Here is a 26,598-nt window from a genome sequence, read left to right as displayed (position 1 = left end):
AACGGGATGCGGGGTACGGCAACCGGATTCGGGCACGGCAACGGCGTTCGGGGCACGCTGACGGGAATCGGGCCGCGCTGACGGGATTCGGGCCGCGGCCGGTGGGTGGCTCAGCCGGTCGCCAGCAGCAGTGTGCCCACCAGGGCCAGCCCCGCGCCGGCCGCCTGGAGCCCGCGGAGCCGTTCGCGCAGCAGACCGCGCGCGGCGAGGGCCGTGACGACGGGGTACAGGGAGGCGAGCACGGCGGCCACCGTGACCGGCCCGTGCTGGGCGGCGACGACATAGGTGCCGTTCGCCGCGACGTCGGCGAGGCCGACGAAGGCCAGGGCCGGCAGCGAGCGCCACGGGAAACCGCCGTCCGGGAGGACGGCGGCGCCCCGCCGCACGGAGACGTGCAGCGCGAGACCGCCGACCGCCACGCTGACCGCGCGCTGGACGAAGAGGGCGAGGAACAGGCCCGTCACCGTGGTCGACGCCTCCGCGATCAGGGCGAAGACCGTGCCGAAGCCGAAGGCCGCTACGAGCGTGAGCAGGATGGCCCGCCGTTGCACGGGCGCGCCCCGCAACTGTGGTCCGCCCGCGAGGACGATCCCGAGCACGGCGACCGCGATCCCCGCGATCTGCGTCAGGCCGGGCCGCTCGCCGAGGTAGAGGCCCACGCCGACCGGCACGGCCACGCCCACCGTGCCGAGCGGGGAGACCACCCCCATGGGGCCGAGTGCGAGCGCCTTGTAGAAGCAGAGCAGCGCCACCGGGCCCACCGCACCTGCGGCGACCGCGAACCACAGTGCGGGACCGGCCTCGCTCCAGCCGCCGGTCGCGATCACGATCGCGCCGAGGACCGCCGCCGAGATCGCCTGCGAGACGACGACCACCGTCAGCGCCGGGGTGCGCCGGGTCAGCAGTCCGCCGCCGAAGTCGGCCAGCCCCCACAGCAGGCTGGTGGCGAGGGCGAAGAGTGCTGTCACGGATTCCTCGCAGTACAGTTCGGTGGACGATCGGGTACACCACACCGTAGTGCAGTGTGATGAACTCTGTCATTCAAAATATTGCCTCGCCCTCTGGATGGAACGTGTCGGACCTCGACCTGCTGACCCAGTCCCTGGCGCGCAACGTCAAGCGATGGCGCACCGAGCGCGGCTTCACCCTCGACGCGCTCGCGGCCCGCGCCGGCGTCAGCCGCGGCATGCTGATCCAGATCGAGCAGGCCCGCACCAACCCCAGCATCGGCACGGTCGTCAAGATCGGCGACGCCCTCGGGATCAGCGTCACCACCCTGCTGGACTACGAACGGGGCCCGAAGGTCCGCATCGTCCCCGCCGACCAGGCGGTACGGCTGTGGCACACCGACGCCGGCAGCTACAGCCGCCTCCTCGCCGGCGCGGAGGCGCCGGGCCCGCTGGAGATGTGGGACTGGCGGCTCATGCCCGGCGAGAGCAGCGCTTCGGACCCGCACCCGCCCGGCACGGTCGAGATCGCCCATGTCACCGCCGGCGAGCTGACGCTGACCGTCGACGGCGCCGAGTACCGCGTCGAGGCGGGGGCGAGCGTCACGTTCGAGGCCAACGCCGCGCACTCCTACGCCAACCGCGGTGAGGCGCCGACGGAGATGGTGCTGACCGTTTCGGTGCCGCCGCCCGCGCACTGAGATGCCGGGCGAGAGGCCGGAGGCGGGCTGTTAGCGTGCGGTAAATGCGCGCACCCATCGGACACTTCGACACCGCCGCCCCGGCCTCCGACCGCCTGGACGAGCTGCCCGGACCGGTCGCCGACGCCGTACGCCACTGGAGCGGCGGCGTGCCCGCCGACCACATCGTGCACGTCGACACCGATCCGCAGTGGGCCGACACCGTGGCCTTCGTCGAGCACTACGGCCGCGAGCTGCTGGAGCAGTCCGCGAACTGCGTCGTGGTGGCCGCCAAGCGGGGCGGTGAGACGACCCTTGCCGCGTGCGTCGTCCTGTCCACGACGCGGGTCGACGTCAACGGTGCCGTGCGCCGCCGACTCGGGGCGCGCAAGGCCTCGTTCGCCCCGATGGACCTGGCGGTGGGCGAGACGGGTATGGAGTACGGCGGGATCACGCCGATCGGACTCCCTTCCTCCTGGCCGGTGTTGGTGGACGCCGCGGTCGTCGACCTGCCCTATGTGCTGGTGGGCAGCGGGCGCCGGCGCGGGAAACTCCTGGTGCCGGGCAAGGCGTTCGCCGAACTGCCGGGCGCGGTGGTGCTCGAGGGACTCGGACTGCCCGTGGGCTGAGGCCCAAGGCGCGCTCGGGTCGCCGGGTGGCGCGTGGCGCGTGGGTTGCGGGGCGTCGGTGGGCTGAGGCCTACAGCTGCGGTGGGCTGAGGTCTAAGGCGTGCCAGGGGCGGCCGTGTGGTGGGCGAGGGTCCGGTGCGGGTCCTCCTCGCCGGGCGCGGCCGCCGGGTCGGCGTGCACCAGTGCGGCCGTCAGGCGCGGCACCGCGTGCAGCAGGGCGTGTTCGGCCGCCACGGCGACCCCGTGCGCCTGACGTACCGTCAAGTCGCCGTCCACGACGACCGCCACCTCCGCGCGCAGCCGGTGCCCGATCCAGCGCAGCCGCAACTCGCCCACCCCGCGCACCCCTTCGACGTCCCGCAGCGCGCTCTCGGCCCGGTCGACCAGCGCCGGGTCGACGGCGTCCATCACCCGCCGGAACACCTCCCGGGCGGCGTCCCGCAGCACCAGCGCGATCGCCGCCGTGATCGCCAGCCCCACGACCGGGTCCGCCAGACGCCACCCGAGCGCCGAGCCGCCCGCACCCAGCAACACCGCGAGCGAGGTGAACCCGTCCGTGCGGGCGTGCAGTCCGTCCGCGACCAGCGCGGCCGAGCCGATCGAACGGCCGACCCGGATGCGGTACCGCGCGACCCACTCGTTGCCCGCGAAACCCGCCATCGCGGCCAGGGTGACGGCGCCCAGGTGGTCGACGGGCCGCGGGTCCAGCAGTCGCTCCACCGCCGTCCAGCCCGCGAAGGCCGCGGAGGCGGCGATGGTCAGGACGATCGCGATGCCCGCCAGATCCTCCGCGCGCCCGTAGCCGTAGGTGAAGCGGCGGGTGGCCGACCGCCGGCCCAGGACGAAGGCGATGCCGAGGGGGACGGCCGTCAGCGCGTCCGCCGCGTTGTGCACCGTGTCGCCGAGCAGGGCCACCGAACCGGAGAGCGCGACCACGACCGCCTGCGCCGCGGCCGTCACGCCGAGCACCGCGAGGGAGACCCAGAGCGCGCGCATGCCCCGGGCCGAACTCTCCAGGGCCGGGTCCAGTTTGTCGGCGGTCTCGTGGGAGTGGGGGGTGAACAGATGCGCGAGGCGGTGGCGGAGCGTGCGGGCGCGGGAGGCGACGGACGCGGCGGCGGTAGAGGGGGGCGAAGGCGAGCCGGCGTGGTCGGCATGGTGGTGCGGGTGGCCATGGGCGTGATCGTGGGCCCGGTGGTGCGCCTGGCCGCGGGCACGGGCGTGATCGTGGGCATGGGGGGTGGAATGGTGGTGTGCGTGCCCCGGACCGTGCGCGGGGTGCTGCTCGTCGTCGGGCCGGTGCTCGTCGTCGGGCCGGTGTCCTCGGTCGTGCCGCTCGCTCACGTCGATCCCCTTCCGGTGCGCCGAGGTGGACGGGTGCCCGCCCACCCCGTCATTATGTGCGTATGAGCGCACGCATGCACCTGTCATCTGCACATCATGCGCATCCGCGCAGCCCCGGCGAGGAGCAGTTCGCCCTCGCCGCCGAGCTGCTCGCGCTGCTCGGCGACCGCACCCGTCTCGCCCTGCTGCACGCCCTGACCTCGGGCGAAGCCGACGTGACCACGCTGACCGAGGCCTGCGGCGCGGCCCGGCCGGCGGTCAGCCAGCACCTGGCGCGGCTGCGGCTCGCCGGACTCGTCAGCACCCGCAAGGTGGGCCGCCGCGTGGTCTACTCGCTCTCCGACGGGCATCTGCGCCGCCTGGTGGACGAGGCGCTGAACGTGGCGGACCACCGGCTCGGCGACGAGCCGCCGCACGACTGACCGGCGGCTCATTGACATGCTCCTCGCCCTGAATGGACGAGGATTCTGGCCTTCTCTACCGGTTGCCGTGGCCGCTACGCGGACCGGTTTCCGGTAGGGAATCCGTGGCTTCCTGTTTCTTCGCGCTGTGCCGGGATCGCTCCCGGTCTTACCGGCGCTCCGCAGGCCGTCACCGCCAGTCCGGCGGCCGTCTCGATGTTGATCGCGGCGTTGTGGTCCCGGTCGTGGACCGTGCCGCAGGCGTTGCAGGTCCATTCCCGCACGTTCAGGGGTTTGGGCCCGTCCTTGACGCCGCAGGCGTGGCAGGTCTGGGAGGTCGGTTCGAACCGGCCGATCTTCACCAGGGTGCGGCCGTACCGTTGCGCCTTGTACTCCAGCATGCCGATGAACGAGGACCATCCGGCGTCGTGCACGGACTTGGCCAGCCTGGTACGCCCCAGTCCCGCCACCGACAGGTCCTCCACGGCGATCCCTTGGTTCTCGCAGATCAGCCTGGTGGAGAGCTGGTGGTGGAACTCGCGGCGCGCGTCGGCGACCTCGGCGTGAGCGCGGGCGACCTTCAGGCGGGCCCTGGACCGGTTCTTCGATCCCTTCTGCTTGCGGGACAGCTCCCGCTGTGCCTTCTTCAGCTTCTTCTCCGCACGCCGCAGGAAGCGCGGGGAGTCGATCTTCGTGCCGTCGGACAGGACCGCAAAGTGGGTGAGGCCGAGGTCGATGCCGACGGTGCGGTCGGTCTGCGGCATCCGCGCCTCGTCGGCGGCCGGGTCGGTGTCGATAACGAAGGAGGCGAAGAATCTGCCCGCCGCGTCCTTGACGACGGTGACCGATGACGGGGTGGCGGGCAGCGGGCGGGACCATTTCACCTTCACCGCCCCGATCTTCGGCAGGTTCAGACGCCCCTGGCCGGTGCTGCCCGTGATGTGCCAGCGGGCGTTGGCGGTGAACCGGATCGACTGGCGGCTGTCCTTGCGCGACTTGAACCGGGGCGCTCCCAGCCTCGGCCCCTTGCGGGAGCCCTTGAGCGAGGCGAAGAAGTTCCTGTACGCGGCGTCGGCGTCCCGCAGGGACTGCTGGAGCACCACCGCCGACACCTCACCCAGCCAGGACCGCTGCGCTGTCCTCTTCGCCTCGGTGATCAGCTTCCTCGACAGCTCACCGGCCGTCGGGAACGGCTGCCCGGCCTCGCGGGCATCCTCGCGGGCACGCACCGAGTCGTTGAACACGACACGCGCACACCCGAACGCCCTCGCCAACGCGGCCTGCTGGACGGTGTCGGGGTACAACCGATAGCTGTACCGAAGCTGCATGACGATCACCTTAGAAGCCCGAACACCCACTGTCGCCGGGAACACCTGCACGAGACATCACCGTGGCGTGCACTGCCCGGCCCCGCCGGAACGACACCGCGACGCACCGCGACGCACCGCGTCGCCACCACTCCGGCGCGCGGCCGTCGCTCGACGGCCGCACGGCTCTCCGTCTCCAGGAAGACACAGCCGACCGACGCGGCGCGCAGGATGTTCCCGACGGTCAGACCCGCGGGTCCCGCGCCCACGACGACGACCGAAGTGTGCTGGGGGAAAGAGGAGTCAGTGGTCACCCGCCCATTACGGGCGGGCCCCCAGCCGGGGGATCTCGATCGCCGGGCAGCGGTCCATCACCATCTCCAGACCGGCCTCCCGCGTGCGCTCGTAGGCCGCCTCGTCGACGACGCCGAGCTGGAACCACACCGCCCGCGCGCCCTTGGCCACCGCCTCGTCGGCGACGGCGCCGGCGAGCTCGCTGTTGACGAAGACGTCGACGACGTCCACCGGGAAGGGGATGTCCGCGAGGGACGCGTACCCCGGCTCCCCGTGCACCGTCTCCGCCTTCGGAAGGACGGGCACCACTCGCTTGCCGAAGCGCTGCAGCACCTCGGCGACGCCGTAGGCCGCCCGGCTGCGGTTCGTCGACAGGCCCACCACGGCCCACGTGTCACCGAGTCCGTTGAGGATCTCGCGGATCGTTGCCTCGTCGCCGTACACCGGCGGCCTCCTCCGGGTCAGGATCGTCCACAGCCTCGCCCCCGCTGCAACACCGTACGGCGCACCTTGATTCCGGCTCCTGCCTGCGTACCGCGCTCCGCCCGCCTAGGCTCGCCGTGTGCTGAGCATCATCGACGCCCGAACCGGCGAACCCGTCGTCGCCGCCTCCGTCCGGCGGGGCCCGACCCGGGTCGAGGCGTATGCCCGCGGTTACGACGCGACGTCGCTCCGTGTCCTGCTCGTCGCGGATCTGCTCGTGCGCGCCCTGGAAATGGGCGGCACGCCCGCGTGGGCGCTGCTGAGCGGCGGGACGAGCGGCCGGGCGGAGCTGCGCGCCGGCGCCGCCGCGCTGGGCATGCACCCCTTCGAAGACGGCCGCGACGCCACCGCGGCAACGGCTGTGGCACAGGTACTGCACGTGGTCGGGGCGGACGGCCCGGCCACGGACGGCGTACGGGTCGCCGTCGCTCCGGCGGAGGGAGCCGTGCCCCACTGGCGGGCCGTGCCCGACTGGCGGGCGACGGCCGACGCCCGCGGCGAACCGGCCGCGGGCGCCCCGGTATCTGATCTCGCCCCCGCGCCTGATCTCGCCCCCGCACGGGATCTCGAACCCGCCGTGCTGCGTCTCGCCCTGCTCGCGGTGGAGCGCACCGAGCCGCTCCGGCTCGACACGGCCGCACTGGACGCGGCCCGTGACACCCTCGCGCGCTGGCGGCGAGCCGTCGCCGGCTGGGCGCGACGGCCCTCGCGGCCGGTCCCCGACGAGGTACGCGCGCGGCTGCGCGCCGCGTGGGAGAACGATCTGAACGTGCCCGAGGTGCTGCGGGTGCTGCGCTGGACCGAGGACGCCGGGCCGGAGCTGGCGGACGGCGCCCGCTTCGAGACGTACGCCTACGCGGACCGGCTCCTCGGCCTGGAACTCACCCGCGACGTGGGAGCCCCGGCATGAGCGGCCCGGGCGGCGTCGCGCCGCGTCGACTGGTTGTGCTGCGGCACGCCAAGTCGGCCTGGCCGACCGGGGTCCCCGATCATGAGCGGCCGCTCGCCCCGCGCGGCCGGCGGGACGCCCCGGCGGCGGGCCGCGCGATCGCCGAGGCGGGCTGCGTCCCCGACCTCGCGCTGTCCTCCACCGCCGTGCGTGCCCGCGGGACCTGGGAGCTGGTGTCCGCCCAGTGGGAGGCCCCCGCGCCGGTCCGCCTCGACCCCCGGCTCTACGGGGCCGACGTGCCCGAGCTGCTGGACGTCGTCCGCGAGACGCCCGCCGACGTCGGGACGCTGCTGCTGGTCGGGCACAACCCCGGCCTGGAGGAACTGGTGCTCGACCTGGCCGGGGGCGGGGAGCGCGCCGCCCTGGAAGCGGTCCGGCTCAAGTTCCCGACCTCGGCGCTGGCCGTCCTGACCTGGCACGGAACCGACTGGCGGGCCCTGAACCCCGGCGCGGCCCTGCTGACGTCGGCGACCGTGCCGAGAGGCGACCGCTCGCCGTAGCCGGGACGGGGTCGCGGCCGCCTTGCCGGCCGCCGGGCTCCTCGTCGTACGCGCCCGCGCCGACGGCGGCTCGGGTTCCACCGCATAGGCTGGCCCGATGCAGGAGGAGTACCGCACCGTCGCCCGCGCGGGTGTGCACGAGACCGAGGTCAACCGCTCCCGTTTCCTGTGCGCCCTCGCCCCCGCGGCCACCGAGCAGGAGGCCCAGGACTTCATCGCGTCCGTGCGCAAGGAGCACGCCGACGCCACCCACAACTGCTGGGCGTACGTCATCGGCGCCGACGCCGGCGTGCAGAAGGCGAGCGACGACGGCGAGCCCGGCGGCACCGCAGGCGTGCCGATGCTGCAGATGCTGCTGCGGCGCGAGATGCGGTACGTCGTCGCCGTCGTCACCCGCTACTACGGCGGCGTCAAGCTCGGCGCGGGCGGTCTCATCCGGGCGTACGGCGGCGCGGTCGGCGAGGCGCTGGACGCCCTCCCCGTGCGCACCCGTCGCCGGTTCCGCCTGGCCACGGTGACCGTCGACCACCAACGGGCCGGGAAGGTCCACAACGACCTCCACTCGACCGGGCGCGACGTGCGCGAGGTCGCCTACGGCGAGGCCGTCACCCTCGAGATCGGCCTTCCGGAGGCCGACGTGGACGCCTTCCGCGCCTGGCTGGCGGACGCGACGGCGGGCACCGCCGGGTTCGAGCTGGGCGGGGAGGCGTACGGGGACGCGTGACGCGTTGGACGTCCACACGGGCGCAATGTCCATAACGCGGCCTTTTGTCATTTGTCATGACGGTGCGATACGGGAGTAACCGCCCGTGCTGTCGGACCCGGCCGTTAGTCTCGGGGATCATGAGGCTCCTGCACACTTCCGACTGGCATCTCGGCCGGGCGTTCCACCGGGTGAACATGCTCGGCGCCCAGGCCGAGTTCATCGGTCACCTGGTCGCCACCGTGCGCGAGCGCGCGGTCGACGCCGTGGTCGTGTCGGGGGACGTGTACGACCGTGCGGTGCCCCCGCTCGCCGCGGTCGAGCTGTTCGACGACGCCCTGCACCGGCTCGCCGAGGCGGGCGTGCCCACGGTGATGATCTCCGGCAACCACGACTCGGCCCGCCGGCTCGGCGTCGGCGCCGGACTCATCGGCCGCGCCGGCATCCACCTGCGCACGGATCCGACGGCGGCCGCCACCCCGGTCGTCCTCCAGGACGCGCACGGCGACGTCGCCTTCTACGGCCTGCCCTACCTCGAACCCGCCCTGGTGAAGGAGGAGTTCGGGGTGGAGAAGGCGAGCCACGAGGCCGTGCTCGCAGCCGCCATGGGGCGGGTCCGCGCCGACCTCGCCGCACGCGCGCGGGGTACCCGCTCCGTCGTCCTCGCCCACGCCTTCGTCACCGGCGGCGAGCCCAGCGACAGCGAGCGCGACATCACCGTCGGCGGGGTCGCGTCGGTGCCCGCGGGCGTCTTCGACGGTGTCGACTACACCGCGCTCGGCCATCTGCACGGCAGCCAGACCCTCACCGAGCGCGTGCGCTACTCGGGGTCCCCGCTGCCGTACTCCTTCTCCGAGGCCGAACACCGCAAGTCCATGTGGCTCGTCGACCTCGGCCCCGACGGCGAGATCGCCGCCGAACGGATCGACTGCCCGGTACCGCGCCCGCTGGCCCGCCTCCGCGGCCCCCTGGAGGACCTGCTCGCCGATCCCGCGCTCGCCCGCCACGAGGACGCCTGGGTCGAGGCGACGCTCACCGACGCCGTCCGTCCCGCCGACCCCATGGCCCGGCTCACCGCCCGCTTCCCGCACACCCTGAGCCTCGTCTTCGCCCCCGAACGCGCCCCCGACGACCCGGACGTGTCGTACGCGCGGCGGCTGGCCGACCGCAGCGACCAGGAGATCGCCGAGGACTTCGTGGCGCATGTGCGCGGCGCGGGACCCGACGCCCGCGAACAGGGCGTGCTGCGGGACGCCTTCGACGCGGTGCGCGCGGACGACACGGCACGGGAGGTCGCCCGATGAGGCTGCACCGGCTCGTCCTGACCGCTTTCGGCCCCTTCGGCGGCACCCACAGCGTCGACTTCGACGAACTGTCCGCAGCCGGCCTCTTCCTGCTGCACGGGCCGACCGGCGCCGGCAAGACCTCGATCCTGGACGCCGTCTGCTACGCGCTGTACGGCTCCGTGCCGGGCGCCCGCCACAGCGGCCAGGGTCTGACCCTGCGCAGCGACCACGCCGCCCCCGGCGCCCGCACCGAGGTCACCCTCGAACTCACCGTCGCCGGACGCCGGCTGGAGATCACCCGGCAGCCGCCCTGGGAGCGGCCCAAGAAGCGCGGAGCCGGCACCACGGTGGAGAAGGCGCAGAGCTGGCTGCGCGAACACGACAGGGCCGCCGGCGCCTGGAAGGACCTCAGCCGCTCCCACCAGGAGATCGGCGAGGAGATCACCCAGCTCCTCGGCATGAGCCGCGAACAGTTCTGCCAGGTCGTGCTGCTGCCCCAGGGCGACTTCGCACGGTTCCTGCGCGCCGACGCCGAGGCGCGCGGCCGGCTGCTGGGCCGCCTCTTCGACACCCGGCGCTTCGCCGAGGTCGAGAAACGGCTCGCCGAGCGTCGCCGCATCACCGAGGCACGCGTGCGTGAGGGCGACACCGCGCTGCTCGCCGACGCCCACCGGATGCAGCAGGTGGCGGGTGACGCCATGGAGCTGCCCGAGGCCGCGCCGGGCGAACCGGGTCTCGCCGAGGCGGTGCTGGCCGCCGCCGCCGTCGCCCGCAGCACCGCACGCGAGCGGCTGACCGTCGCCCACTGCGGCCGGCTCGCCGCCGAGTCCGCCCAGGCCGCCGCCGAACGCGCCCTGGCGGACGTGCGCGAACGGGCCCGGCTGCAGCAGCGGTTCACGGACGCGCGGGAACGCGCCGACGTCCTCGAGGAACGGGCCGGAGCGCACCGGGAGGCGCAGGCGCGGATGGAACGGGCGCGCAAGGCGGAAGCGGTCGCGCCGGCCCTGGAGCTGCGGGAGTCCGCCGACGCCGAGCACCGCGAGGCGTCCGCACGTGCCGCACGCACGCGTGCCCTGCTCCCCGAAGGGTTCGCCGACGCCGGCGCCGCGGGACTGGCCGCCGCCGCCCGCCGGGCCGCCGAGGAGCTGGGCGGGCTGGAGTCCGCCCGCCGGGCCGAGCGGCGGCTGACCGACCTCGTCGCCGAGCGGTCCGAACTCGACCGACGGGAACGGGACGACGACGAGGTCCTGGCGGAGACCGGGACCTGGCTCGCCGGGTGGGACGCCGTCCGCGACGGACTGCGGACCGCCGTCGAGACCGCCCAGGAGGCCGCCACCCGCGCCGAGCAGTTCGACGGCCGGCGTGAGCCCGCCCGCCGCCGCCTCGAAGCGGCCCGGCGGCGCGACGAGCTGACCCGTGACCTGGAGGACGCCCGGCGCGGCTCCCTCGCCTCCGGGGAGCACGCGCAGACCGCCCGCGCGCACTGGCTCGCCCTCAAGGAGCAGCGCCTCGACGGCATCGCCGCCGAACTGGCCGCCACCCTCGCCGAGGGCACACCGTGCGCCGTCTGCGGCGCCACCGAGCACCCCGCTCCCGCCCGCAAGGCCGCCGGCCACGTCGACCGAGAGGCCGAGGAGCAGGCCCTCGCCGCGTGCCAGGACGCCGAGGAGGCCCAGGCCGGGGACGAACGCCGTGTCGGCGTCCTGCGCGAGGCCCTCGCCGCCGCGACCGCCGAGGCCGGCGACGCCCCCACGGACCGCCTCCTCGCCGAGGCACAGGAGGTGGAGCAGGCCTACGCCCTGGCCCGCCGGGAGGCCTCGGCGCTGCACTCCGCGCATGAGGAACTGCGGCAGGCCGAGCAGGAGCACGAACGCCGTACGGCGGCCCAGCGCGAGGCCGCCGTGCGGGCCGCGTCCCGAGTGGGCCGACGGGACCGTCTCGAGCAGGAGCGCGCCGCCCTCGAGGCGGAGCTGACGCAGGCCCGGGGCGTGGCGGAGAGCGTCGCCGCACGGGCCGCCCAACTGGAGCGGCAGGCGGCCGGGCTCACCGAGGCGGCCGAGGCCGCGCGCACCGCCGAGGAGAGCGCCGCCCGCCTCAAGCAGGCCGACGGCCGCCTCGACGAGGCCGCGTTCCGGGCCGGCTTCGACACCCCGCGGGCCGCAGCCAGCGCCCTCCTCGACGCCGCCGCCCACCGGGACCTGCAACGCCGGCTGGACGACCGGCAGCTGGAGGAGGCCGCCGTCCGGGCCGTGCTCGCCGAGCCCGACACCGTGGCCGCGGCCGGACAGCCGCCCGCCGACCTCGCGGCCGCGCAGGCCGCGGCGGCCGCCGCGGCCGAACGCCTGCGCGCCGCCGCCTCCGCCCAGGACGCGGCGGCCCGCCGCTGCGCCGAGCTCGACCAGCTCTCCGCGCGCGCGGCCGGCGGCGTGCGCCGGCTCGCACCGGTGCGTGAGGAGTACGACCGGGTGGCCCGCCTGGCCGGTCTCACCGCGGGCACCTCGGCCGACAACGAACGCAAGATGCGGCTGGAGTCGTACGTGCTGGCGGCCCGCCTCGAACAGGTGGCGGCCGCCGCGACCGTGCGGCTGCAGCGGATGTCGTCCGGGCGCTACACCTTGGTGCACTCCGACGACCGGGCGGGCCGCGGTCGCAGCGGGCTCGGGCTGCATGTGGTCGACGCCTGGACCGGGCGCGAACGCGACACGTCCACACTGTCCGGCGGCGAGACCTTCTTCGCCTCGCTCGCCCTGGCACTCGGCCTCGCCGACGTCGTCACCGACGAGGCGGGCGGGGTCCGCCTCGACACCCTTTTCATCGACGAGGGGTTCGGCAGCCTCGACGACCAGACGCTCGACGAGGTCCTCGACGTCCTCGACTCACTGCGCGAACGCGACCGCAGCGTCGGCATCGTCAGTCACGTCGCCGACCTGCGACGGCGTGTCCACGCCCAGGTGGAGGTGGTGAAGGGCCGGTCGGGATCGGCGGTGCGGCAGCGGGGTTATCTGCCGAGCGGACGCCGGGGGAGCGGGGAGGAGTAGACGACGCTGGTCGTGACCGACCCGAGCGCGCCGATCTTCCCCGACACCTCCTCCAGATGACGCATCGAACGGGCGGCGACCTTGATCACGAAACAGTCGTCGCCCGTCACATGGTGCGCCTCGAGGATCTCGGGCGTGACGGCCACCAGATCGTGGAACGGCTTGTAGTTGCCGTTCGGGTAGCGCAGCCGCACGAACGCCAGGATGCCCAGGCCCAGCCGCTCCGGGTCCACGACGGCCGTGTAGCCCTGGATGACGCCCGCCTCCTCCAGTCGCCGCACCCGCTCGGTGACGGCGCTCGCCGACATGGCCACCGCACGTGCCAGGTCGGCGAAACTGGCCCGGCCCTCCCGCTGGAGGACCTCGAGGATGCGCCAGTCGGTCGCGTCCGGGGGATACGCGGTCATAGGCGGAAGAGTGCAGGGAAAACCCCGGCGAAGCAAGGCTCACGCCATGGAACTCCCCTTCAAGGGCGGTGATCGCCGCCGTAGGTTTTCGGTTGTAGCGACCCCGTCGTCCCCTGTGGAAAGGCCCATGCGATGACTGCCACGACCCCGCTCGACCCGGTACTGCGCGTCGCCCCCGCCGCCCCGGCCGAGGCCGCCGCCCACTTCCGGGCGAGCCTCGCCTTCCACGCCGACGTGTCCGACGTGGCCGCCGCCCTCGCCGCCGGCGACCCCGGCTTCGTCCTCCTGGACTCCCGCTCCACGGCCTCCTGGGACCAGGGGCATGTCCCGGGCGCCGTCCACCTGCCCACCGCGCTCATCGCCGAGCAGGCCGAGCGGCTCCTCGACCGGGACGTGCCGGTGGTGACGTACTGCTGGGGCCCCGGCTGCAACGGGGCCGCCCGGGCCGCCCTCGCGCTCGCCGAACTCGGCTACCGCGTCAAGGAGATGCTCGGCGGATTCGAGTACTGGGTGCGGGAGGGCTTCGCGTACGAGACCTGGGAGGGCGGCGAACAGCGCACCGCCGACCCGCTCACCGCGCCCGTCGACGCGCCGAACTGCGGCTGCTGAAACGCGTTTCCGGGGCGACGTGCCCTCCGCGAGGGCACGTCGCCCCGGAAACGTCCCGTCCAGACCGCCCGCCCCGGCGCAGGCTGGGGCTGGTGCTGGGGGCGGCGGCCGTGTTCGGGAGGGGCGTGGGGCGCGACCCGAGGGTCAGAGTTGCGACAGTTCGTCCAACAGGTCGTCGAGGCCCAGCGAGCCCTGCGATAGGGCCGCCATGTGCCACGACTTGAGGTCGAAGGCGTCGCCCCGCCGCTCGCGGGCCCTCTCCCGTCCGAGCAGCCAGGCCCGCTCGCCCAGCTTGTAGCCGATGGCCTGGCCGGGGATCGTCAGATAGCGGGTGAGCTCGCTCTCGACGAAGTCCGCCGGGCGGCTGCTGTGCGCGCCGAAGAATTCCTGCGCCAGCTCCGGTGTCCAGCGCTCGCCCGGATGGAAGGGCGAGTCGGCAGGGATCGTCAGCTCCAGATGCATGCCGATGTCGATGACGACCCGCACCGCGCGCATCATCTGCGCGTCGAGGTAGCCGAGCCGTTCCTCCGCGTCCGTGAGGAAGCCCAGCTCGTCCATGAGCCGCTCCGCGTACAGCGCCCAGCCCTCGGCGTTGGCGCTGACGCCCCCGACGGACGCCTGGTAGCGGGAGAGGTCCCCGGCGACGTGCGCCCACTGCGCCAGCTGCAGGTGATGGCCGGGAACACCCTCGTGGTACCAGGTGGAGACGAGGTCGTAGGCCGGGAAGCGGGTCTGCCCCATGGTGGGCAGCCAGGTGCGGCCCGGCCGTGAGAAGTCCTCCGAGGGAGGCGTGTAGTAGGGGGCGGCCGCGCTCCCCGCCGGGGCGATCCGTGACTCCACCTTCCGCACCCGCTCGGCGAGTTCGAAGTGGGTGCCGTCGAGGGCTTCGATCGCCCGGTCCATCAGGCCCTGCAGCCAGTCGCGGACCTGGTCCACTCCCTCGATGTGCCGGCCGTACTCGTCGAGGTGGGCCAGCGCCACCCAGGGCGTCCGCGCGCCCGGCAGGATCTTCTCCGCCTCCTTCTTCATCTCGCCGAGCAGCCGGTGGTACTCCGACCAGCCGTACGCGTAGGCCTCGTCGAGGTCGAGGTCGGTGCCGTTGTAGTAGCGCGACCAGCGGGCGTAGCGCTCCCGGCCGACGGTGTCCGGCGCGCCCTCGATCGTGGGCGCGTACACGTCGCGGACCCAGTCGCGCAGCTGCACGACCGCTGCGGTGGCCACGCGGGCCGACTCGTCCAGCTCGGCGCGCAGGGCGTCCGGCCGCGACCCGGCGCCGGCGGACACGAACTCCTCGAACCAGCCGCGGCCCTCGCCGTCCGCGTCCGACCACTGCGTGAGCTGCTCGACGAAGGTGGCGGTCGGCCGCGGGGCCGCGTGGAGCTTGCGTTCCAGCCCCAGCGTCAGCGACTCGCGGTAGCCCGCCAGCGCCGACGGCACGGCGTGCAGCCGCTCGGCGATCGCCGTCCAGTCCTCGTCGGTGCGGCTGGGCGTGATGGTGAACACCTCGCGCACATGATGCGCGGGCGTGGACATGTTGCCGACGGTGCGGAGCCCCTCGTCGGCGTCGTGCACGGCGAGTTGTGCGGTCAGCCGCTCACGCAGCAGGCGTGCGCACCGGCGCTCGATGTCACTGTCCGCGCCGGGCCTGCGCTGCGCCTCGTCGAGCTTCGCCAGGGTGTCCCGCGCGAGCTGCGCGAGCGCCTCCTGGCCCGCGGGCGAATAGTCGGGCAGACGGCTCGAACTCGCCGGTACGCCGAGGAAGGTGCCGGTCACCGGGTCGAGGGCGATGAGGTCGTCGACGTACGCGTCGGCGACCTCGCGGGGAAGCGGGTCGGTGGTGTGTGACATGCGCTCCATCCTCGTACGACGGGGCGGCGCGCGTCACGGCGTCTGTCCCGAACCCGTCGGCGGCAGCAGCGGTCCGCACTCCCACTGCTGAAAGATCAGCCGCGTCTCGACCCGGGCCACCTCGCGCCGTGAGGTGAACTCGTCGAGCACGAGGCGCTGCAGATCCGCCATGTCCGCGACGGCCACATGGACGAGGTAGTCGTCGGGCCCGGTGAGGTGGAAGACGGTCAGCGCCTCCGGCATCGCCCGGATCCGTTCCACGAACGGCCCGACCAGCTCCCGCCGGTGCGGGCGGACCTGCACCGACAGCAGCGCCTGCAGGCCCCGTCCCAACTTGGCCGGATCGAGCCGCAGCTGATGCCCGAGGATCACGCCCGAGCGGCGCAGCCTCGTCACCCGGTCCAGGCACGTCGACGGTGCGACGCCGACCTGTGCCGCGAGGTCGCGGTAGGTGGTCCGGGCGTCGTTCTGCAGCAGCCGCAACAGCTGGAGATCGACCGGGTCCAGTACGACGGATTCAGCCATCGGCCGAACGTAGCACGGAGTCCGCATCCGATCACCCGTCGGATGTTCACTCTGCCGTCCATGGACTCAACCGCTGCGAGCACGCACGCATACGACGGCGTACGCACGTACGGAGCGCCCGGCACACAGGCACGGGCACGGGCGCAGGCACGGGCACTGGCCACCGAGGCCGTGCACGCCGGACGGGACGACCTGGCCGGGCAGGGCCTGCACGCCCCGCCGATCGACCTGTCCACCACCTACCCCTCCTACGACAGCCGCGCCGAGGCCGCCCGCATCGACGCGTTCGCCGCGACCGGCGCGGAGCCGGACGGCCCGCCCGTCTACGGGCGGCTGGGCAACCCGACGGTGGCACGCTTCGAGACGGCGTTGGCCCGCCTCGAAGGCGCCGCGAGCGCGGTCGCCTTCGCCAGCGGCATGGCGGCGCTGACGGCGGTACTGCTGGCGCGCGCCGCCACCGGACTGCGGCACGTCGTCGCCGTGCGTCCCCTCTACGGGTGCAGCGACCATCTGCTGACGGCGGGGCTGCTCGGCTCGGAGGTCACCTGGACCGACCCGGCGGGGATCGCGGACGCGCTGCGCCCCGACACCGGGCTGGTCATGGTCGAGTCGCCCGCCAACCCGACCCTCGCCGAGGTCGATCTGCGGGCGGTCGCGCACGCCTGCGGCTCGGTCCCGCTGCTCGTCGACAACACCTTCGCCACGCCGGTGCTCCAGCGGCCGGTCGAGCAGGGCGCGCGACTGGTCCTGCACAGCGCCACCAAGTACCTCGGCGGCCACGGGGACGTGCTCGGCGGCGTCGTCGCCTGTGACGAGGAGTTCGCGGGGCAGCTGCGGCAGATACGTTTCGCCACCGGTGGCGTGCTGCATCCGCTGGCCGGCTATCTGCTGCTGCGCGGCCTGTCGACGCTGCCGGTGCGGGTGCGGGCCGCCTCCGCGACCGCCGCCGAGCTGGCCCGCCGGCTGGCCGCGGATCCGCGGATCGCCCGCGTGCACTATCCGCGGATCGGCGGCGCGATGGTCGCCTTCGAGGTCGACGGCGATCCGCACGGGGTGATCGCAGGCGTCCGTCTGATCACCCCTGCGGTGAGCCTGGGCAGCGTGGACACGCTCATCCAGCACCCGGCGTCCATCAGCCACCGCATCGTGGACGCCGCGGAACGCCGGGGCGCGGGTGTGAGCGACCGGCTGCTGCGGCTGTCGGTCGGCCTTGAGGACGTCGAGGACCTGTGGGGGGATCTGGACCGGGCGCTCGACGGCGCCGGTGCGGTCCACGAAGGGGGAGCGGAGGGCCGGGACGAGCGGGCGGGGGAAACGGTTCCCCGGGCCGGGCACGGAGCGGCCGCGGTGTGACGCCGGATGCGGGTGGCCCGGCGGCACTGCACCGCCGGGCCACCCGCACGCCCGTCGTCCGTTCGTCCGTCGTCCCTCGTTCTTGGACGGACGCTCAGTCGTGTCGGACGCTTTCCTCCGCCCGGTGCTCGGACGCCCCCCGTGCCGCCGCTGCGGCCTTCTCCAGCCGGGCGGTGACGACCAGGGTTCCCTCCTCGATCTGGTAGTCGAGGGGCAGCCCGAGGCCGCGCATCGCGGCGACCATGCCGGTGTTGGCGGCCTGTGTCACGGCGTACACGCTCCCGCAGCCCGCCTCCCCGGCCATCGCCACCAGCCGGCCGAGCAGTTCGGCGCCGACACCGCGCCGCTGCCAGCCGTCCTCGACGAGCAGCGCGACCTCCGTCTCGTCGCCGTCCCACAGCAGGTGGCCGAGGCCGACGATGCGGCCCGACCTCGTCTGCGCGGCGAGCGTGCGGCCGAAGCGCGGGCTGAGCAGGTGGTCGAGGTAGCGGTCCGCGTCGCCGACCGGCCCGTGGTAGCGCATTCGGAGCGTGCGCGCCGAGCACCGCTCGTGCATCTCCTTCGCCGCAGCGACGTCCCCGGTGTCCGCCCGGCGCACGGTGATGTCCTCGCCCTCGGCGAGCGTCAGGACGTCCTGGCCGCGCGGGACCCGGGGGCCGAGCCGGGCGTCCAGCTCCACCAGCGCACGCGCGCGGGCGAACTCTGTCGGGGTGAACGGCAGGTACGGGCGCTCCACCGTGATCACACCGCCGACCGGCGTGGGCAGGCGCATCACGGTGTCCTCCAGCACGCCCTCCACCGGCACGCCCGCCGTCCTCGGCACGCCTGCCGTCCCTGGGTCGCCTGCCGTCCCCGGGCCGCCGCGGCCGGACGCCGCGGGCAGCGAGCGGATCGTGCAGCGGCCGAGCAACTGCCTCAGCGCGAGCGGGAGTTCCGCGGAGTCGAGGGCGGTGCGGGTGGCCAGCCCGAGGACCCGGGCCGGCGCGTCCACCAGATCGTGGGCGTCGGCCCGCTCGATCCAGGTGGCGCGGCCGCCGCCCAGTGCCACGGCCCGGCTGATCTCGCCCGCCGCGAGCCCGCCGGGGGCCCGCAGCAGGAACTCGTCCACGGTGTCGTCGCCCAGCGGGTGCGTCTGCAGGCTCAGGATGTCCACCCGGCGTTCGGCGAGCGCCGCGCAGAGTGCGGCCAGCGACCCCGGGGCGTCCCGCACCGTCGTCCGCATCCGCCACAGGGCGCTCTGCTCGTCGACCGGTGAGGGGAGGGCGGGCGGCGGCCCGGCCTGCGGCTCCTCGGAGCGCGGCCGGGCGCCGGTATCGCAGGCCGGCGGTGCGTGACCGTGGCGGCGTGCCCACCAGGTGTGGAATCCGGCGGTGGCGACGAGCACGGCCGCAGAGACCGTCAGCAGCACCGGGCCGTCCGGACCGTGGCCCACCAGGTTCGCCACGCCGTCGGCCACCGCGACGGCCGTGAAGAGCGCGGCGAGTTCCACCACGTCCCGCCGCCAGTGGTGCACCGGGCGTCCGCGCCTCGCGCGCGTCACATCAGACAGGTCTGGAGTCATGCGGCCACTGTGGAGGAACCGTGTTGCGTGATCACGAACGGTGTGTGACTGACGGGTAAAGGCTGCTAATGCCCGTTTTGTTGATCCTTCCACCATCACGCGGCGCAGGGCGCACGGCGCGCGCCGTACAGAACGCACCGCACCACCCCCGGACACCGGACGTCGCGCCCCTGACGCCTGACACCTGATCACCCAGGTCTGACGCGACGCCAGAACCGCGCACCGGGGGATGACGCCGGTGCGCGGCACAGGTTCGAGGCTACGGGACGACGGGCCGCTGCCCGGCCGGTCCCGGCCCGCCACAGCACCTTCGTGCACGGCACGGAGCCGTCGCACCGGGACCCGCCCGCCCGGCCATCGGTCACCCGTTCGCGACGGCCTCCGCCATCCGGCGTACGCCGTCGTGGATGCGAGCGGCGGACAGATGGGCGTAGCCCAGCACGAGGCGTACGGGCCCGTCGTCGTGCGGCACGCGCGCGTGTGCGTACCGGTTCAGGGCGCGCACCTCGACGCCCGCGGCGGCCGTCCGGGCGAGGAACCGCTCCTGCGGTCCGTACCGCGGCGGGAGCTCGGCGATGGCGTGCAGTCCCGCCGCGACGCCCGACACCCGCGTCCCGGGGAAGTGCTCGCCGAGCGCGCTCACGACGGCGTCCCGCCGTTCGCGGTAGGCGCGCTGGCAGCGACGCAGTTGGCGGTCGTAGTCACCGCGCTCCACGAACCGGGCGAACAGCGCCTGGTCGAGGGCGGGATGGCCCAGGTCCGTCGTCCGCTTGCGCTCCACGACCGCCTCGGTCAGCGCCTCGGGCACGAGCAGCCAGCCGAGGCGCAGTCCCGGCGCGAGGGACTTGCTGACCGACCCGGTGTAGGCGACGCGCTCCGGGTCCAGGCCCTGGAGGGCGCCCACGGGCGCGCGGTCGTAGCGGAAGTCGCCGTCGTAGTCGTCCTCGAGGACGAAGCCGTCCACCGACCTCGCCCAGTCCAGCAACGCGGCGCGGCGCGGCGCGGAGTACGCGATCCCGGTGGGGAACTGGTGGGCCGGCGTCGTCACCACGGCCCGTACACCCGACGACCGGAGCGGGTCCATGGCCAGGCCCTCCCCGTCCAGCGGCAGCGGGACGGCCGTGACGCCGGCCCCCGCGTACAGGGCGCTGTGCTGGGGACTCCCGGGGTCCTCCACGCCGACGGCGTCCGTCCCGCGCGCGTGCAGGGCGAGGCCGAGCAGCGCGCTCGCCTGCGCCACGCCGGAGACGACCACGAGACGCTCCGGGTCGGCGACCACGCCCCGGCGGCGGGCGAGGAGTTCGGCGAGCGCGAGACGCAGCCGGGGCAGCCCGCGCGGGTCGGGATAGTCCAGCTCGTGGTGCGGCAGGTCGGCGAGGACGCCCCGGTGCGCGGCGCCCCACGCGGCGCGCGGGAACAGCGACAGGTCCGGCGTCCCCGGCACGAAGTCGGTCCGGGTGCCCGGCGCGCGCGGAGCGAGGTCACGCGCGCGTGACCGGGCGGCCCGGACGGCGCCGCCCACCCAGGTGCCCGCGCCGCGTCCGCTGCGCAGATACCCCTCGGCCGTCAGCTGCTCGTACGCCTCCGTGACGAGCCCGCGCGAGACCCCGAGGTCGGCGGCCAGGTCCCGGCTCGACGGCAGGCGGGCGCCCTGTGCGAGCAGGCCGGAGCGCACCGCGTCCCGCAGCGCGGCCTGGAGGGCGCGGCCACGCGCGCGTGCCGGCGCGGCAGCGGCCGGCAGCAGCACCTCCCAGGCCGCAGACGGCGCGGGGCTTTCGGGATTGGTCCCCGATGACGTCATGGAAGTGGACCTTAAACCGTGCCGCCGCCGCTCCTAGCGTCGGTGTCATGAACGCCACCGCTCTGCGCGGGTCGCTGCTCGCGGCGCTCGCCTGCGTCCTCGTCGGAGGATCCTTCACCGCCAACAGCGTCCTCGGCGCCTACCCGTACGCGGGCGGCCAGGCCCTGCGCTACGGCCTCGCCGGTGTGCTGCTCGTGCCCATCGCCGGGCCGGGCGCGGCAGCCCGGCTGCGTGCGCTCGGCCCGGGCCCGTGGGTGCGGCTCGCGCTGCTCGCGGCCGTCGGGATGGTCGGCTTCAACCTCGCCGTGCTGGCCGCCGAACGTTCCGCGGAACCCGCCGTCCCCGGCGTCCTCGTGGGCTGCGCGCCGGTCGTGGTGGCCGTCGTCGTGCCGTTGACGGAGGGACGGCGGCCGCGGCGCACGGTGCTGTACGGGGCGACGCTGGTCGCCGTCGGCGCGTTCACGGTGCAGGGCTGGGGGCGGACGGACGGAGCGGGCCTCGGCTGGTCGGTGTGCGCGCTGGCCGGGGAGGTCGGCTTCGCGGTGCTCGCCGTGCCCGTTCTGCGGCCGCTGGGGCCACGGCTGTTGTCCGCCACGGTGTGCGGGCTCGCGACGGTGGAGTCGGCGGCGGTCGGACTGCTGACCGACGGCGGCGGGTGGCTGCGGCGGCCGGACGGCGCGGAGGCCGCCGCGCTGCTGTGGCAGTCGGCGGTCGTCACCGTGGTCGGCTTCGTGTGCTGGTACATGGGCATGCAGCGGATCGGCGCGGAGCGCGCCACGCTCTTCTCCGGTCTCATCCCGGTGGCGGCGGCCTGCACCGCCCCGCTCGTGGGAACCGGCTCCTACGGGCCCGGCCAGGCCGTGGGGAGCGCCCTGGTCGGGGCCGGCGTCGCGGTGGGCGCGGGCGCGCTGTCGCGCGTCCGCGGGCGTTCAGCGGCTGCCGTCGAGGATGACGCGCGCGACGAGGGCCGGGTCGTCGTTCATCGGGCAGTGGCCGCAGCCGGGCAGCCGCACGAGGCGGGCGGCCGGGATGACCTGCTTGGCACGGACGCCCTGCCGGCGCACCAGCAGCCAGTCGCGGGCGCCCCAGCCGACGGTGACCGGGATGCCGGGCAGGTCGTCGGTGAACCGGATCGCGGTGCCGGCGCGCAGCGTCTGGTCGAACCCGGTGGCCTGGGCCAGGGCCAGCGTCTCGGCGACCACGGCCTCGGGTGAGCGGCGGCCCGGGCGGGCGTAGATGGTGCTGGTGAGGGCCGTGCGGCCGGCCGCCGTGCGGGCCAGGCGCTCGACGAGGGGGAGCGGCAGCCGGCGGGAGATCTGCCGCATCGTGACCAGCACGCCGAAGGCGTAGCGCCGTTCCGCCTCCGACCAGAACCCGGCCGGGGAGAGCGCCGTGACGGACCGTACGAGCTTCTCGCGGCCGAGTTCCAGGGCGAGCAGGCCACCGAGCGAGTTCCCCGCCACGTGAGGGCGGTCCAGCTCCAGCGCCTCGCAGAAGGCGCCGAACACGGCGGTGGTGGTGGGCAGGTCGTAGGCGAGCCCGTCCGGCAGGGCTGGGGAGACGCCGAAGCCGGGCAGGTCCACGGCGATCACGTCGCGCTCGGCGGCCAGGATGTCCACGACCGGGTCCCAGGCCTGCCGGTGATGCCCGATGCCGTGCAGCAGGAGGAGCGGTTCGCCCCGGCCCACGCGCGCGTAGGAGACCGTGACGGGCAGCGGGCCCTCGGGGGAGGGGACCGTGAAGGAGACGGTGGCGGGCATGGGAGCTCCTCGTTCGGAAAGCGGGCCGACGGACGCCGTAGACAGCTTGTCAGCAATTACTACCGGCGGGTAGCCCCTTGAGTGAATCCTGCCATTCCGGACGTGTAGTGAGCGTGTAGGTTCCGACTGGAGACGTCGCTGTCCAAGTGATTTGGCGTCAACTCGTCGTCCAGAGACCCACCGTCCAGGGTGACGGCACCAGCGACTTCTGGAGCCTGGACGCCAACAACGCCCTGCTCACCTACGCTGGACAGGGCAACGCACAGAGCCGACATGCCGGTGCACACCATGGACGGCAACATCAGCGTCCGCAGGAACGTGGGCACCTACTTCGGCAGCGGGTACGCGGCCAGTTCCTGCTGGTCCAACTTCCTCGGCGGCGAGGGTGACGTCCAGGGACGGCTCTACTTCGGGTAAGTCCCGCAGTCACCGGTAAAGGTGGGGCGAATCGGCCGACTCGCCCCACCTTTGCCGTCAACGGGTAAGCGGTTGACCACCGTTCGGCCACAAGCACCTCACCGTCCCCTTATCCTGACCGTAAGTTTTACGAATTCTTACGGGGGCTTGCTCAATGGCGAACATGCACGCGCCTGCCGTCTCTGTCGTCATACCGGTGTACAACGCCTTGCCCTACCTGCGGCAGACGCTGGCGTCGGTGGCCGGGCAGAGCATCGGTGTGGACGTCCTGGAAGTCATCGCCGTCAACGACGGCAGCACGGACGGCAGCGGCGAGTTCCTCGACGCCTGGGCAAAGGAACAGTCCTGGCCCGTGACGGTCATCCACCAGGAGGCCTCCGGCGGCCCCAGCCGCCCCCGCAACGCAGGGCTCGACCACGCAAGCGGGCGTTATGTGTTCTTCCTCGACGGCGACGACTGCTTAGGCCCAGAGACCCTGGAGCGGCTGCTCTGCCTGGCCGAGAAGAACGACGCTGACACCGTCTTGGGCAAGCTCGTGGGTGTCGGCAGGCCGATCCAGGCGAAAGTCCGTCAGGTGTTCGCGAGGAACGTGGACCGCGCGGACCCGGCGACGGTCTACTACACGCTGATGCCGTTCAAGCTCTTTCGGCGAAGCATGCTCGAGGAGCACCGGATCCGTTTCCCCGAGCACATGCGAATCAGTGAGGACCAGCACTTCGTCGCCCGCGCCTATCTGCACAGCAGGGTCATATCGGTCCTCGCCGACTACGACTGCTATTACCTCGTCGGGCGCGGCGACAAGGGCAACATCACGCACGGTGGTCTGGACTACCCGACCATGGTGACCCAGGCCGCCGAGATGGTCGACCTGGTGAAGAGTCTCACCGAGCCGGGCGTCCTGCGGGACCGTCTGGTCGCCCGGCACGTCAAGGCCGAGCTGCTGCGCCGCTTCGATGGCCGCTTCCTTGCCGCCGACGAGGAGGGCCGCAAGGAACTGGCCGCGCTGGCCGCGCCGTACGCCAGGCGGTGGGTCACGCCAAGTGTGCGGAGCGAACTGGACGTCGCGGAGCGACTGCGGGCGCACTGTCTGAGCGAAGGGCTCCTTCACGAGCTCGCCCGGGTCGTGGAGTGGGATCTGGCCGGCCGCCCGGGCAAGGCACGGGTCCGTGATGGACGGCTGTACGCGGCGGCACCCTTCCCTCCTGAGTCCTCAGCCGCGTACGCGGATCTGTGCGACATCACTGACGTGGCGCTGAGTGTCAGCCCCCGGCGCCGGGTGGACCGGGTCACCTGGCGCGGAAGCGTCGTCGAGCTGGCCGGGTACGCCTACCTCGACCAGGTCGACACCGATGACCTCACTACCGACGTCGTGCTGCGCAATCCGGCGACGAAACGCGAGTACGCCGTCAGGGCACGGGCCCAGCCGTCGCCGCATCTAACGGTGAGCCGGGGCAAGGAGACGTACGACTACGGCCTTGCCGGATTCCGTGCGGACATCGACCTCGCCTCCGCCGCCGGCGGACATCCCCTGGAAGCCGGCGTCTGGGAAATCTCTTTGCGCTGTACCGCGCACGGCCTGTCCGCTCAGGGTGAGCTGGGGAAAGCCCTGGGGAGCGAGGTGTCCCAGCACGCCGAACGGCACGTGGCCGCCCCTGAGTCAGACGGCGGACGGGGGCGCACCGCCAGTATCGGCCCCGAGAAGGGACGGCTCGTCCTGCGCATCCAGCCGGTACCCGCACCACCGCCGAAACCGTCCCGGCTGACGCAGCTGACGCGGCTGGCGCAGCGTGTCTCGGGGATGCCGAAGCAGCGCAGCGGATGAATCCCTCTCAGCCAGTCAGCTTCCCCTACCAGTTCTGACCCACAATCCCATGTGCCGGCGCCCGCCAGGGGCGCCAGCTCCTCACCTTGCATGCGTCCACGTCGCACCGCAACGCACCGCGGTGCGACGCCTTCTGGAGACAAAAGTGAACACAGCCGCGCCCGACAGGGCGGCCGACCCGGCTCTGCCCGCGAGATCCCGGCTCGCCGGCCCCCGCGCGACCCGCAACAGGATCAGGCTCCTGCTGCAGCCCTGGTGGCCCGCCACGGGTGAGGTGGTCCTCGCTCTGGTGACCGCCCTCGGGTTCACCTACTGGGGGCTCACGGTCGACAACGACCCGATCACACGGGTCGGTCAGATCAGCGGGTTGTCGAACCTCCAGTTCCGCCTCGCGCTGCTCGTGCTGGTCGTCGTCGCCGTCGTCGGATGGGCGACCGTGCGGGGCAGCGAGCGCGTCCGGGCGACGGCCGTGCGGCTGGGCGCGGCCGCGGTCGCCGGGCTGAGCACCGGGTTCCTCGGCGCCGGCCAGGTCTTCGCCCTCCGCGGTACCCCGTGGCCGATCAACGGCCCCTACGGCGACAACAACCGCATCCTCGGCTGGGCCGAACAAGTGCTGCACACCGGCTCGATGGACTCCTTCTACCCGCCGGCCGTGCCCTACATCCTCGGGTACGTGGCGAAGGCCGGCATCCTCGGCGGGCAGCCCGCCTTCGGGCTGAAGTGGCTGTTCATCGCGTTCGTCGCGCTGACCGGACCGGCAGCCTACCTGGCCTGGCGATCGTGTCTGTCCCCGCTGCCCGCCCTCGCCGTAGGCCTGCTGCCCGCCCTGCAGCAGACCCTGCCGCACAAGCCGTACAGCCCGTTCGTGCTGGTCGTCCTCGTACCGCTGATCGCCAAGCTGCTGATGTGGCTGCGGGCCACCCCCCACTTCTCCATCCGCGGCCTGGTGGCGCGGGGCGGATTCCTCGGCCTGCTGTTCGGGCTGCTCTTCCTCATCTACTCCGGCTGGCACCTGTGGTCTCTGCCCGGCGCGTTCGTCGCCGTCCTGCTGTGCTTCCCCTGGCGCAACCGGCCCGCGCGTGCTCTGCTCTTCCTCGCCAGCACCCTCACCGGCTTCCTGCTGGTGGCCGGCGCCTATCTGCGGGTGCTGCTCAGCGCCACCAGCACCCGTGACCAGTGGTGTTCCGGATACACCCTGACCGAGCCCGCCTACATCGGCACGACCCCGCTCACCAGCCGGGCCTGGGACGAGCCCGGGGAGTACCCGGGCTTCGGCGAATTCGCCGGACTGCACATGTACGCCGTGCTGGCGCTCATCGGTCTCGGAGTCGCCGTCGCCATCGGACTGCGCCAGGTCGTGGTCATCGCGCCGCTGGCCTGCTTCGGCAGCGCCTGGCTGATCCGGTTCTGGCTCGCCGGGCACATGGAAGCCGACCAGCAGGTCCAGCTCTTCCCCCGCACCCTGATCCAGATCCAGGTGACGCTCACCGCGCTCGCCGTCCTGGCCTGCGTCCTCGCCGTGCGCAAACTCGCCCCGCACATCAAGGAACGTACCTCTGCCGGTGCTGACGGACGACGCAGCTTCACCGCCGTCGGCGCACTCCTCGCCCTCGCACTGGCAGGCGGAATGATCGGCTCGTTCTTCAGTGACCAGTACCTGCCGACCCTGCCCGGCGAGAAACTCGCCGGCACCCTCGCCTGGGCATCCCACCAGTTCCGCAAGCCCGACGGGACCTGCCCCAAGTACGCCGATCAGGGCAAGTGCCGCGAATACCCCAGACGCACGGTCATCTACGACGCCCCGCCCGCCGACAAGATGGTCTGCGAGTACCCCTGGCGCAAGGAAACCGCCGACGGATCGATCAAGCTTCTGCTCACCCAGCCCTGACCCCACTGCCCGCAACACGAAGGCGCGACGACAACGGCCTCGTCTT

The 26,598-nt window shown here is 73.5% G+C and carries 23 protein-coding genes and 2 pseudogenes; 14 read left to right on the top strand and 11 right to left on the bottom strand.

Features of this window, described 5'->3' with window-relative positions:
* Positions 1–110: 110 nt before the first annotated feature.
* A complete protein-coding gene (locus QA802_RS06300; RefSeq protein WP_334518778.1) occupies positions 111–968 on the bottom strand; it encodes a DMT family transporter in 858 nt (285 codons plus the stop codon).
* Between the two features lie 104 nt (positions 969–1,072).
* On the opposite strand from QA802_RS06300, the gene QA802_RS06295 reads away from it, so the two are divergent.
* Together QA802_RS06295 and QA802_RS06290 are read left to right on the top strand one after the other, a co-directional pair.
* Positions 1,073–1,648, top strand: a complete 576-nt coding sequence (locus tag QA802_RS06295) for a helix-turn-helix domain-containing protein (protein ID WP_319170798.1) — start codon at positions 1,073–1,075, stop codon at positions 1,646–1,648.
* Positions 1,649–1,692: 44 nt separating this feature from the next.
* Positions 1,693–2,256 carry a YbaK/EbsC family protein gene (locus QA802_RS06290; protein ID WP_334518776.1) on the top strand — a complete coding sequence of 188 codons (564 nt, stop codon included), beginning with the start codon at positions 1,693–1,695 and terminating at the stop codon, positions 2,254–2,256.
* Positions 2,257–2,349: 93 nt separating this feature from the next.
* Here QA802_RS06290 and QA802_RS06285 read toward each other — a convergent pair whose 3' ends face one another.
* Positions 2,350–3,600 carry a cation diffusion facilitator family transporter gene (locus tag QA802_RS06285; RefSeq protein WP_443042077.1) on the bottom strand — a complete coding sequence of 417 codons (1,251 nt, stop codon included), beginning with the start codon at positions 3,598–3,600 and terminating at the stop codon, positions 2,350–2,352.
* A gap of 62 nt (positions 3,601–3,662) precedes the next feature.
* On the opposite strand from QA802_RS06285, the gene QA802_RS06280 reads away from it, so the two are divergent.
* Positions 3,663–4,022 carry an ArsR/SmtB family transcription factor gene (locus tag QA802_RS06280; protein ID WP_334518774.1) on the top strand — a complete coding sequence of 120 codons (360 nt, stop codon included), beginning with the start codon at positions 3,663–3,665 and terminating at the stop codon, positions 4,020–4,022.
* A gap of 74 nt (positions 4,023–4,096) precedes the next feature.
* Here QA802_RS06280 and QA802_RS06275 read toward each other — a convergent pair whose 3' ends face one another.
* The 3 genes and pseudogenes from QA802_RS06275 to QA802_RS06265 all read right to left on the bottom strand — a co-directional run bounded on the left by QA802_RS06275 (position 4,097) and on the right by QA802_RS06265 (position 6,046).
* Positions 4,097–5,329: an RNA-guided endonuclease InsQ/TnpB family protein gene (locus tag QA802_RS06275; protein WP_334518772.1), complete on the bottom strand. Its 1,233-nt coding sequence runs from the start codon at positions 5,327–5,329 to the stop codon at positions 4,097–4,099.
* 95 nt (positions 5,330–5,424) lie between these two features.
* Positions 5,425–5,622: pseudogene (locus QA802_RS06270) on the bottom strand (FAD-dependent monooxygenase); the annotation flags it as partial.
* A gap of 7 nt (positions 5,623–5,629) precedes the next feature.
* Entirely contained in the window at positions 5,630–6,046 is a 417-nt protein-coding gene (locus QA802_RS06265; RefSeq protein ID WP_334518770.1) for a CoA-binding protein, read from the bottom strand.
* Positions 6,047–6,164: 118 nt separating this feature from the next.
* On the opposite strand from QA802_RS06265, the gene QA802_RS06260 reads away from it, so the two are divergent.
* The 5 genes from QA802_RS06260 (at position 6,165) to QA802_RS06240 (ending at position 12,561) form a co-directional block, all read left to right on the top strand.
* A complete protein-coding gene (locus tag QA802_RS06260; protein WP_334518768.1) occupies positions 6,165–6,995 on the top strand; it encodes a hypothetical protein in 831 nt (276 codons plus the stop codon).
* Entirely contained in the window at positions 6,992–7,534 is a 543-nt protein-coding gene (locus QA802_RS06255; protein WP_334518766.1) for a SixA phosphatase family protein, read from the top strand. The genes QA802_RS06260 and QA802_RS06255 overlap by 4 nt, the downstream gene beginning before the upstream one ends.
* 97 nt (positions 7,535–7,631) lie before the next feature.
* Positions 7,632–8,258: a YigZ family protein gene (locus QA802_RS06250; protein WP_334518764.1), complete on the top strand. Its 627-nt coding sequence runs from the start codon at positions 7,632–7,634 to the stop codon at positions 8,256–8,258.
* A 119-nt stretch (positions 8,259–8,377) separates the two neighbouring features.
* Positions 8,378–9,541 (top strand): exonuclease SbcCD subunit D, encoded by a 1,164-nt coding sequence (locus QA802_RS06245; RefSeq protein WP_334518762.1) that lies wholly within the window; start codon positions 8,378–8,380, stop codon positions 9,539–9,541.
* Positions 9,538–12,561, top strand: a complete 3,024-nt coding sequence (locus QA802_RS06240; RefSeq protein ID WP_334518760.1) for an AAA family ATPase — start codon at positions 9,538–9,540, stop codon at positions 12,559–12,561. Before QA802_RS06245 ends, QA802_RS06240 begins: the two co-directional genes overlap by 4 nt.
* On the opposite strand, the gene QA802_RS06235 is transcribed toward QA802_RS06240, so the two are convergent.
* Positions 12,522–12,968, bottom strand: a complete 447-nt coding sequence (locus QA802_RS06235; RefSeq protein WP_334518758.1) for an Lrp/AsnC family transcriptional regulator — start codon at positions 12,966–12,968, stop codon at positions 12,522–12,524. The two genes, QA802_RS06240 and QA802_RS06235, sit on opposite strands and share 40 nt — an antisense overlap.
* Before the next feature lie 132 nt (positions 12,969–13,100).
* On the opposite strand from QA802_RS06235, the gene QA802_RS06230 reads away from it, so the two are divergent.
* Positions 13,101–13,577, top strand: coding sequence for a rhodanese-like domain-containing protein (locus tag QA802_RS06230; RefSeq protein ID WP_334518756.1), 477 nt, complete (start codon positions 13,101–13,103; stop codon positions 13,575–13,577).
* 144 nt (positions 13,578–13,721) lie between these two features.
* Here QA802_RS06230 and QA802_RS06225 read toward each other — a convergent pair whose 3' ends face one another.
* Together QA802_RS06225 and QA802_RS06220 are read right to left on the bottom strand one after the other, a co-directional pair.
* Complete coding sequence (locus QA802_RS06225; protein WP_334518754.1) at positions 13,722–15,425, bottom strand: DUF885 domain-containing protein; 1,704 nt, start codon at positions 15,423–15,425, stop codon at positions 13,722–13,724.
* Between the two features lie 33 nt (positions 15,426–15,458).
* Positions 15,459–15,950, bottom strand: a complete 492-nt coding sequence (locus QA802_RS06220; RefSeq protein ID WP_266719335.1) for an Lrp/AsnC family transcriptional regulator — start codon at positions 15,948–15,950, stop codon at positions 15,459–15,461.
* Between the two features lie 42 nt (positions 15,951–15,992).
* Here QA802_RS06220 and QA802_RS06215 point away from each other — a divergent pair, with 42 nt between their 5' ends.
* The gene (locus QA802_RS06215; protein WP_443042076.1) at positions 15,993–17,303 is read left to right on the top strand and encodes a trans-sulfuration enzyme family protein; all 1,311 of its coding nucleotides are present in this window, start codon (positions 15,993–15,995) and stop codon (positions 17,301–17,303) included.
* A 94-nt stretch (positions 17,304–17,397) separates the two neighbouring features.
* Here the strand turns inward: QA802_RS06215 and QA802_RS06210 are convergent, their stop codons facing one another.
* The gene (locus QA802_RS06210; protein WP_334518750.1) at positions 17,398–18,864 is read right to left on the bottom strand and encodes a GNAT family N-acetyltransferase; all 1,467 of its coding nucleotides are present in this window, start codon (positions 18,862–18,864) and stop codon (positions 17,398–17,400) included.
* Positions 18,865–19,225: 361 nt separating this feature from the next.
* Entirely contained in the window at positions 19,226–20,665 is a 1,440-nt protein-coding gene (gene pdxR, locus QA802_RS06205; RefSeq protein ID WP_334518749.1) for a MocR-like pyridoxine biosynthesis transcription factor PdxR, read from the bottom strand.
* Here pdxR and QA802_RS06200 point away from each other — a divergent pair.
* Positions 20,656–21,549 (top strand): annotated as a pseudogene (locus tag QA802_RS06200) (DMT family transporter); the annotation flags it as partial. The gene pdxR and the pseudogene QA802_RS06200 sit on opposite strands and share 10 nt — an antisense overlap.
* A 45-nt stretch (positions 21,550–21,594) precedes the next feature.
* On the opposite strand, the gene QA802_RS06195 reads toward QA802_RS06200, so the two are convergent.
* Entirely contained in the window at positions 21,595–22,425 is an 831-nt protein-coding gene (locus tag QA802_RS06195) for an alpha/beta fold hydrolase (protein WP_334518747.1), read from the bottom strand.
* A 273-nt stretch (positions 22,426–22,698) separates the two neighbouring features.
* On the opposite strand from QA802_RS06195, the gene QA802_RS06190 reads away from it, so the two are divergent.
* The 3 genes from QA802_RS06190 (at position 22,699) to QA802_RS06180 (ending at position 26,552) form a co-directional block, all read left to right on the top strand.
* Positions 22,699–22,842 carry a hypothetical protein gene (locus QA802_RS06190; RefSeq protein ID WP_334518745.1) on the top strand — a complete coding sequence of 48 codons (144 nt, stop codon included), beginning with the start codon at positions 22,699–22,701 and terminating at the stop codon, positions 22,840–22,842.
* Positions 22,843–23,005: 163 nt separating this feature from the next.
* A complete protein-coding gene (locus QA802_RS06185; protein ID WP_334518743.1) occupies positions 23,006–24,664 on the top strand; it encodes a glycosyltransferase family 2 protein in 1,659 nt (552 codons plus the stop codon).
* Positions 24,665–24,809: 145 nt separating this feature from the next.
* Entirely contained in the window at positions 24,810–26,552 is a 1,743-nt protein-coding gene (locus tag QA802_RS06180) for a hypothetical protein (protein ID WP_334518741.1), read from the top strand.
* Positions 26,553–26,598: the final 46 nt, after the last annotated feature.

The organism is Streptomyces sp. B21-105 (assembly GCF_036898465.1).
In the GTDB taxonomy this organism is placed as follows: Bacteria; Actinomycetota; Actinomycetes; order Streptomycetales; family Streptomycetaceae; genus Streptomyces.
The sequence above is the reverse complement of the archived record's forward strand: the minus strand, read 5'-3'. Positions and strand labels throughout refer to the sequence as shown.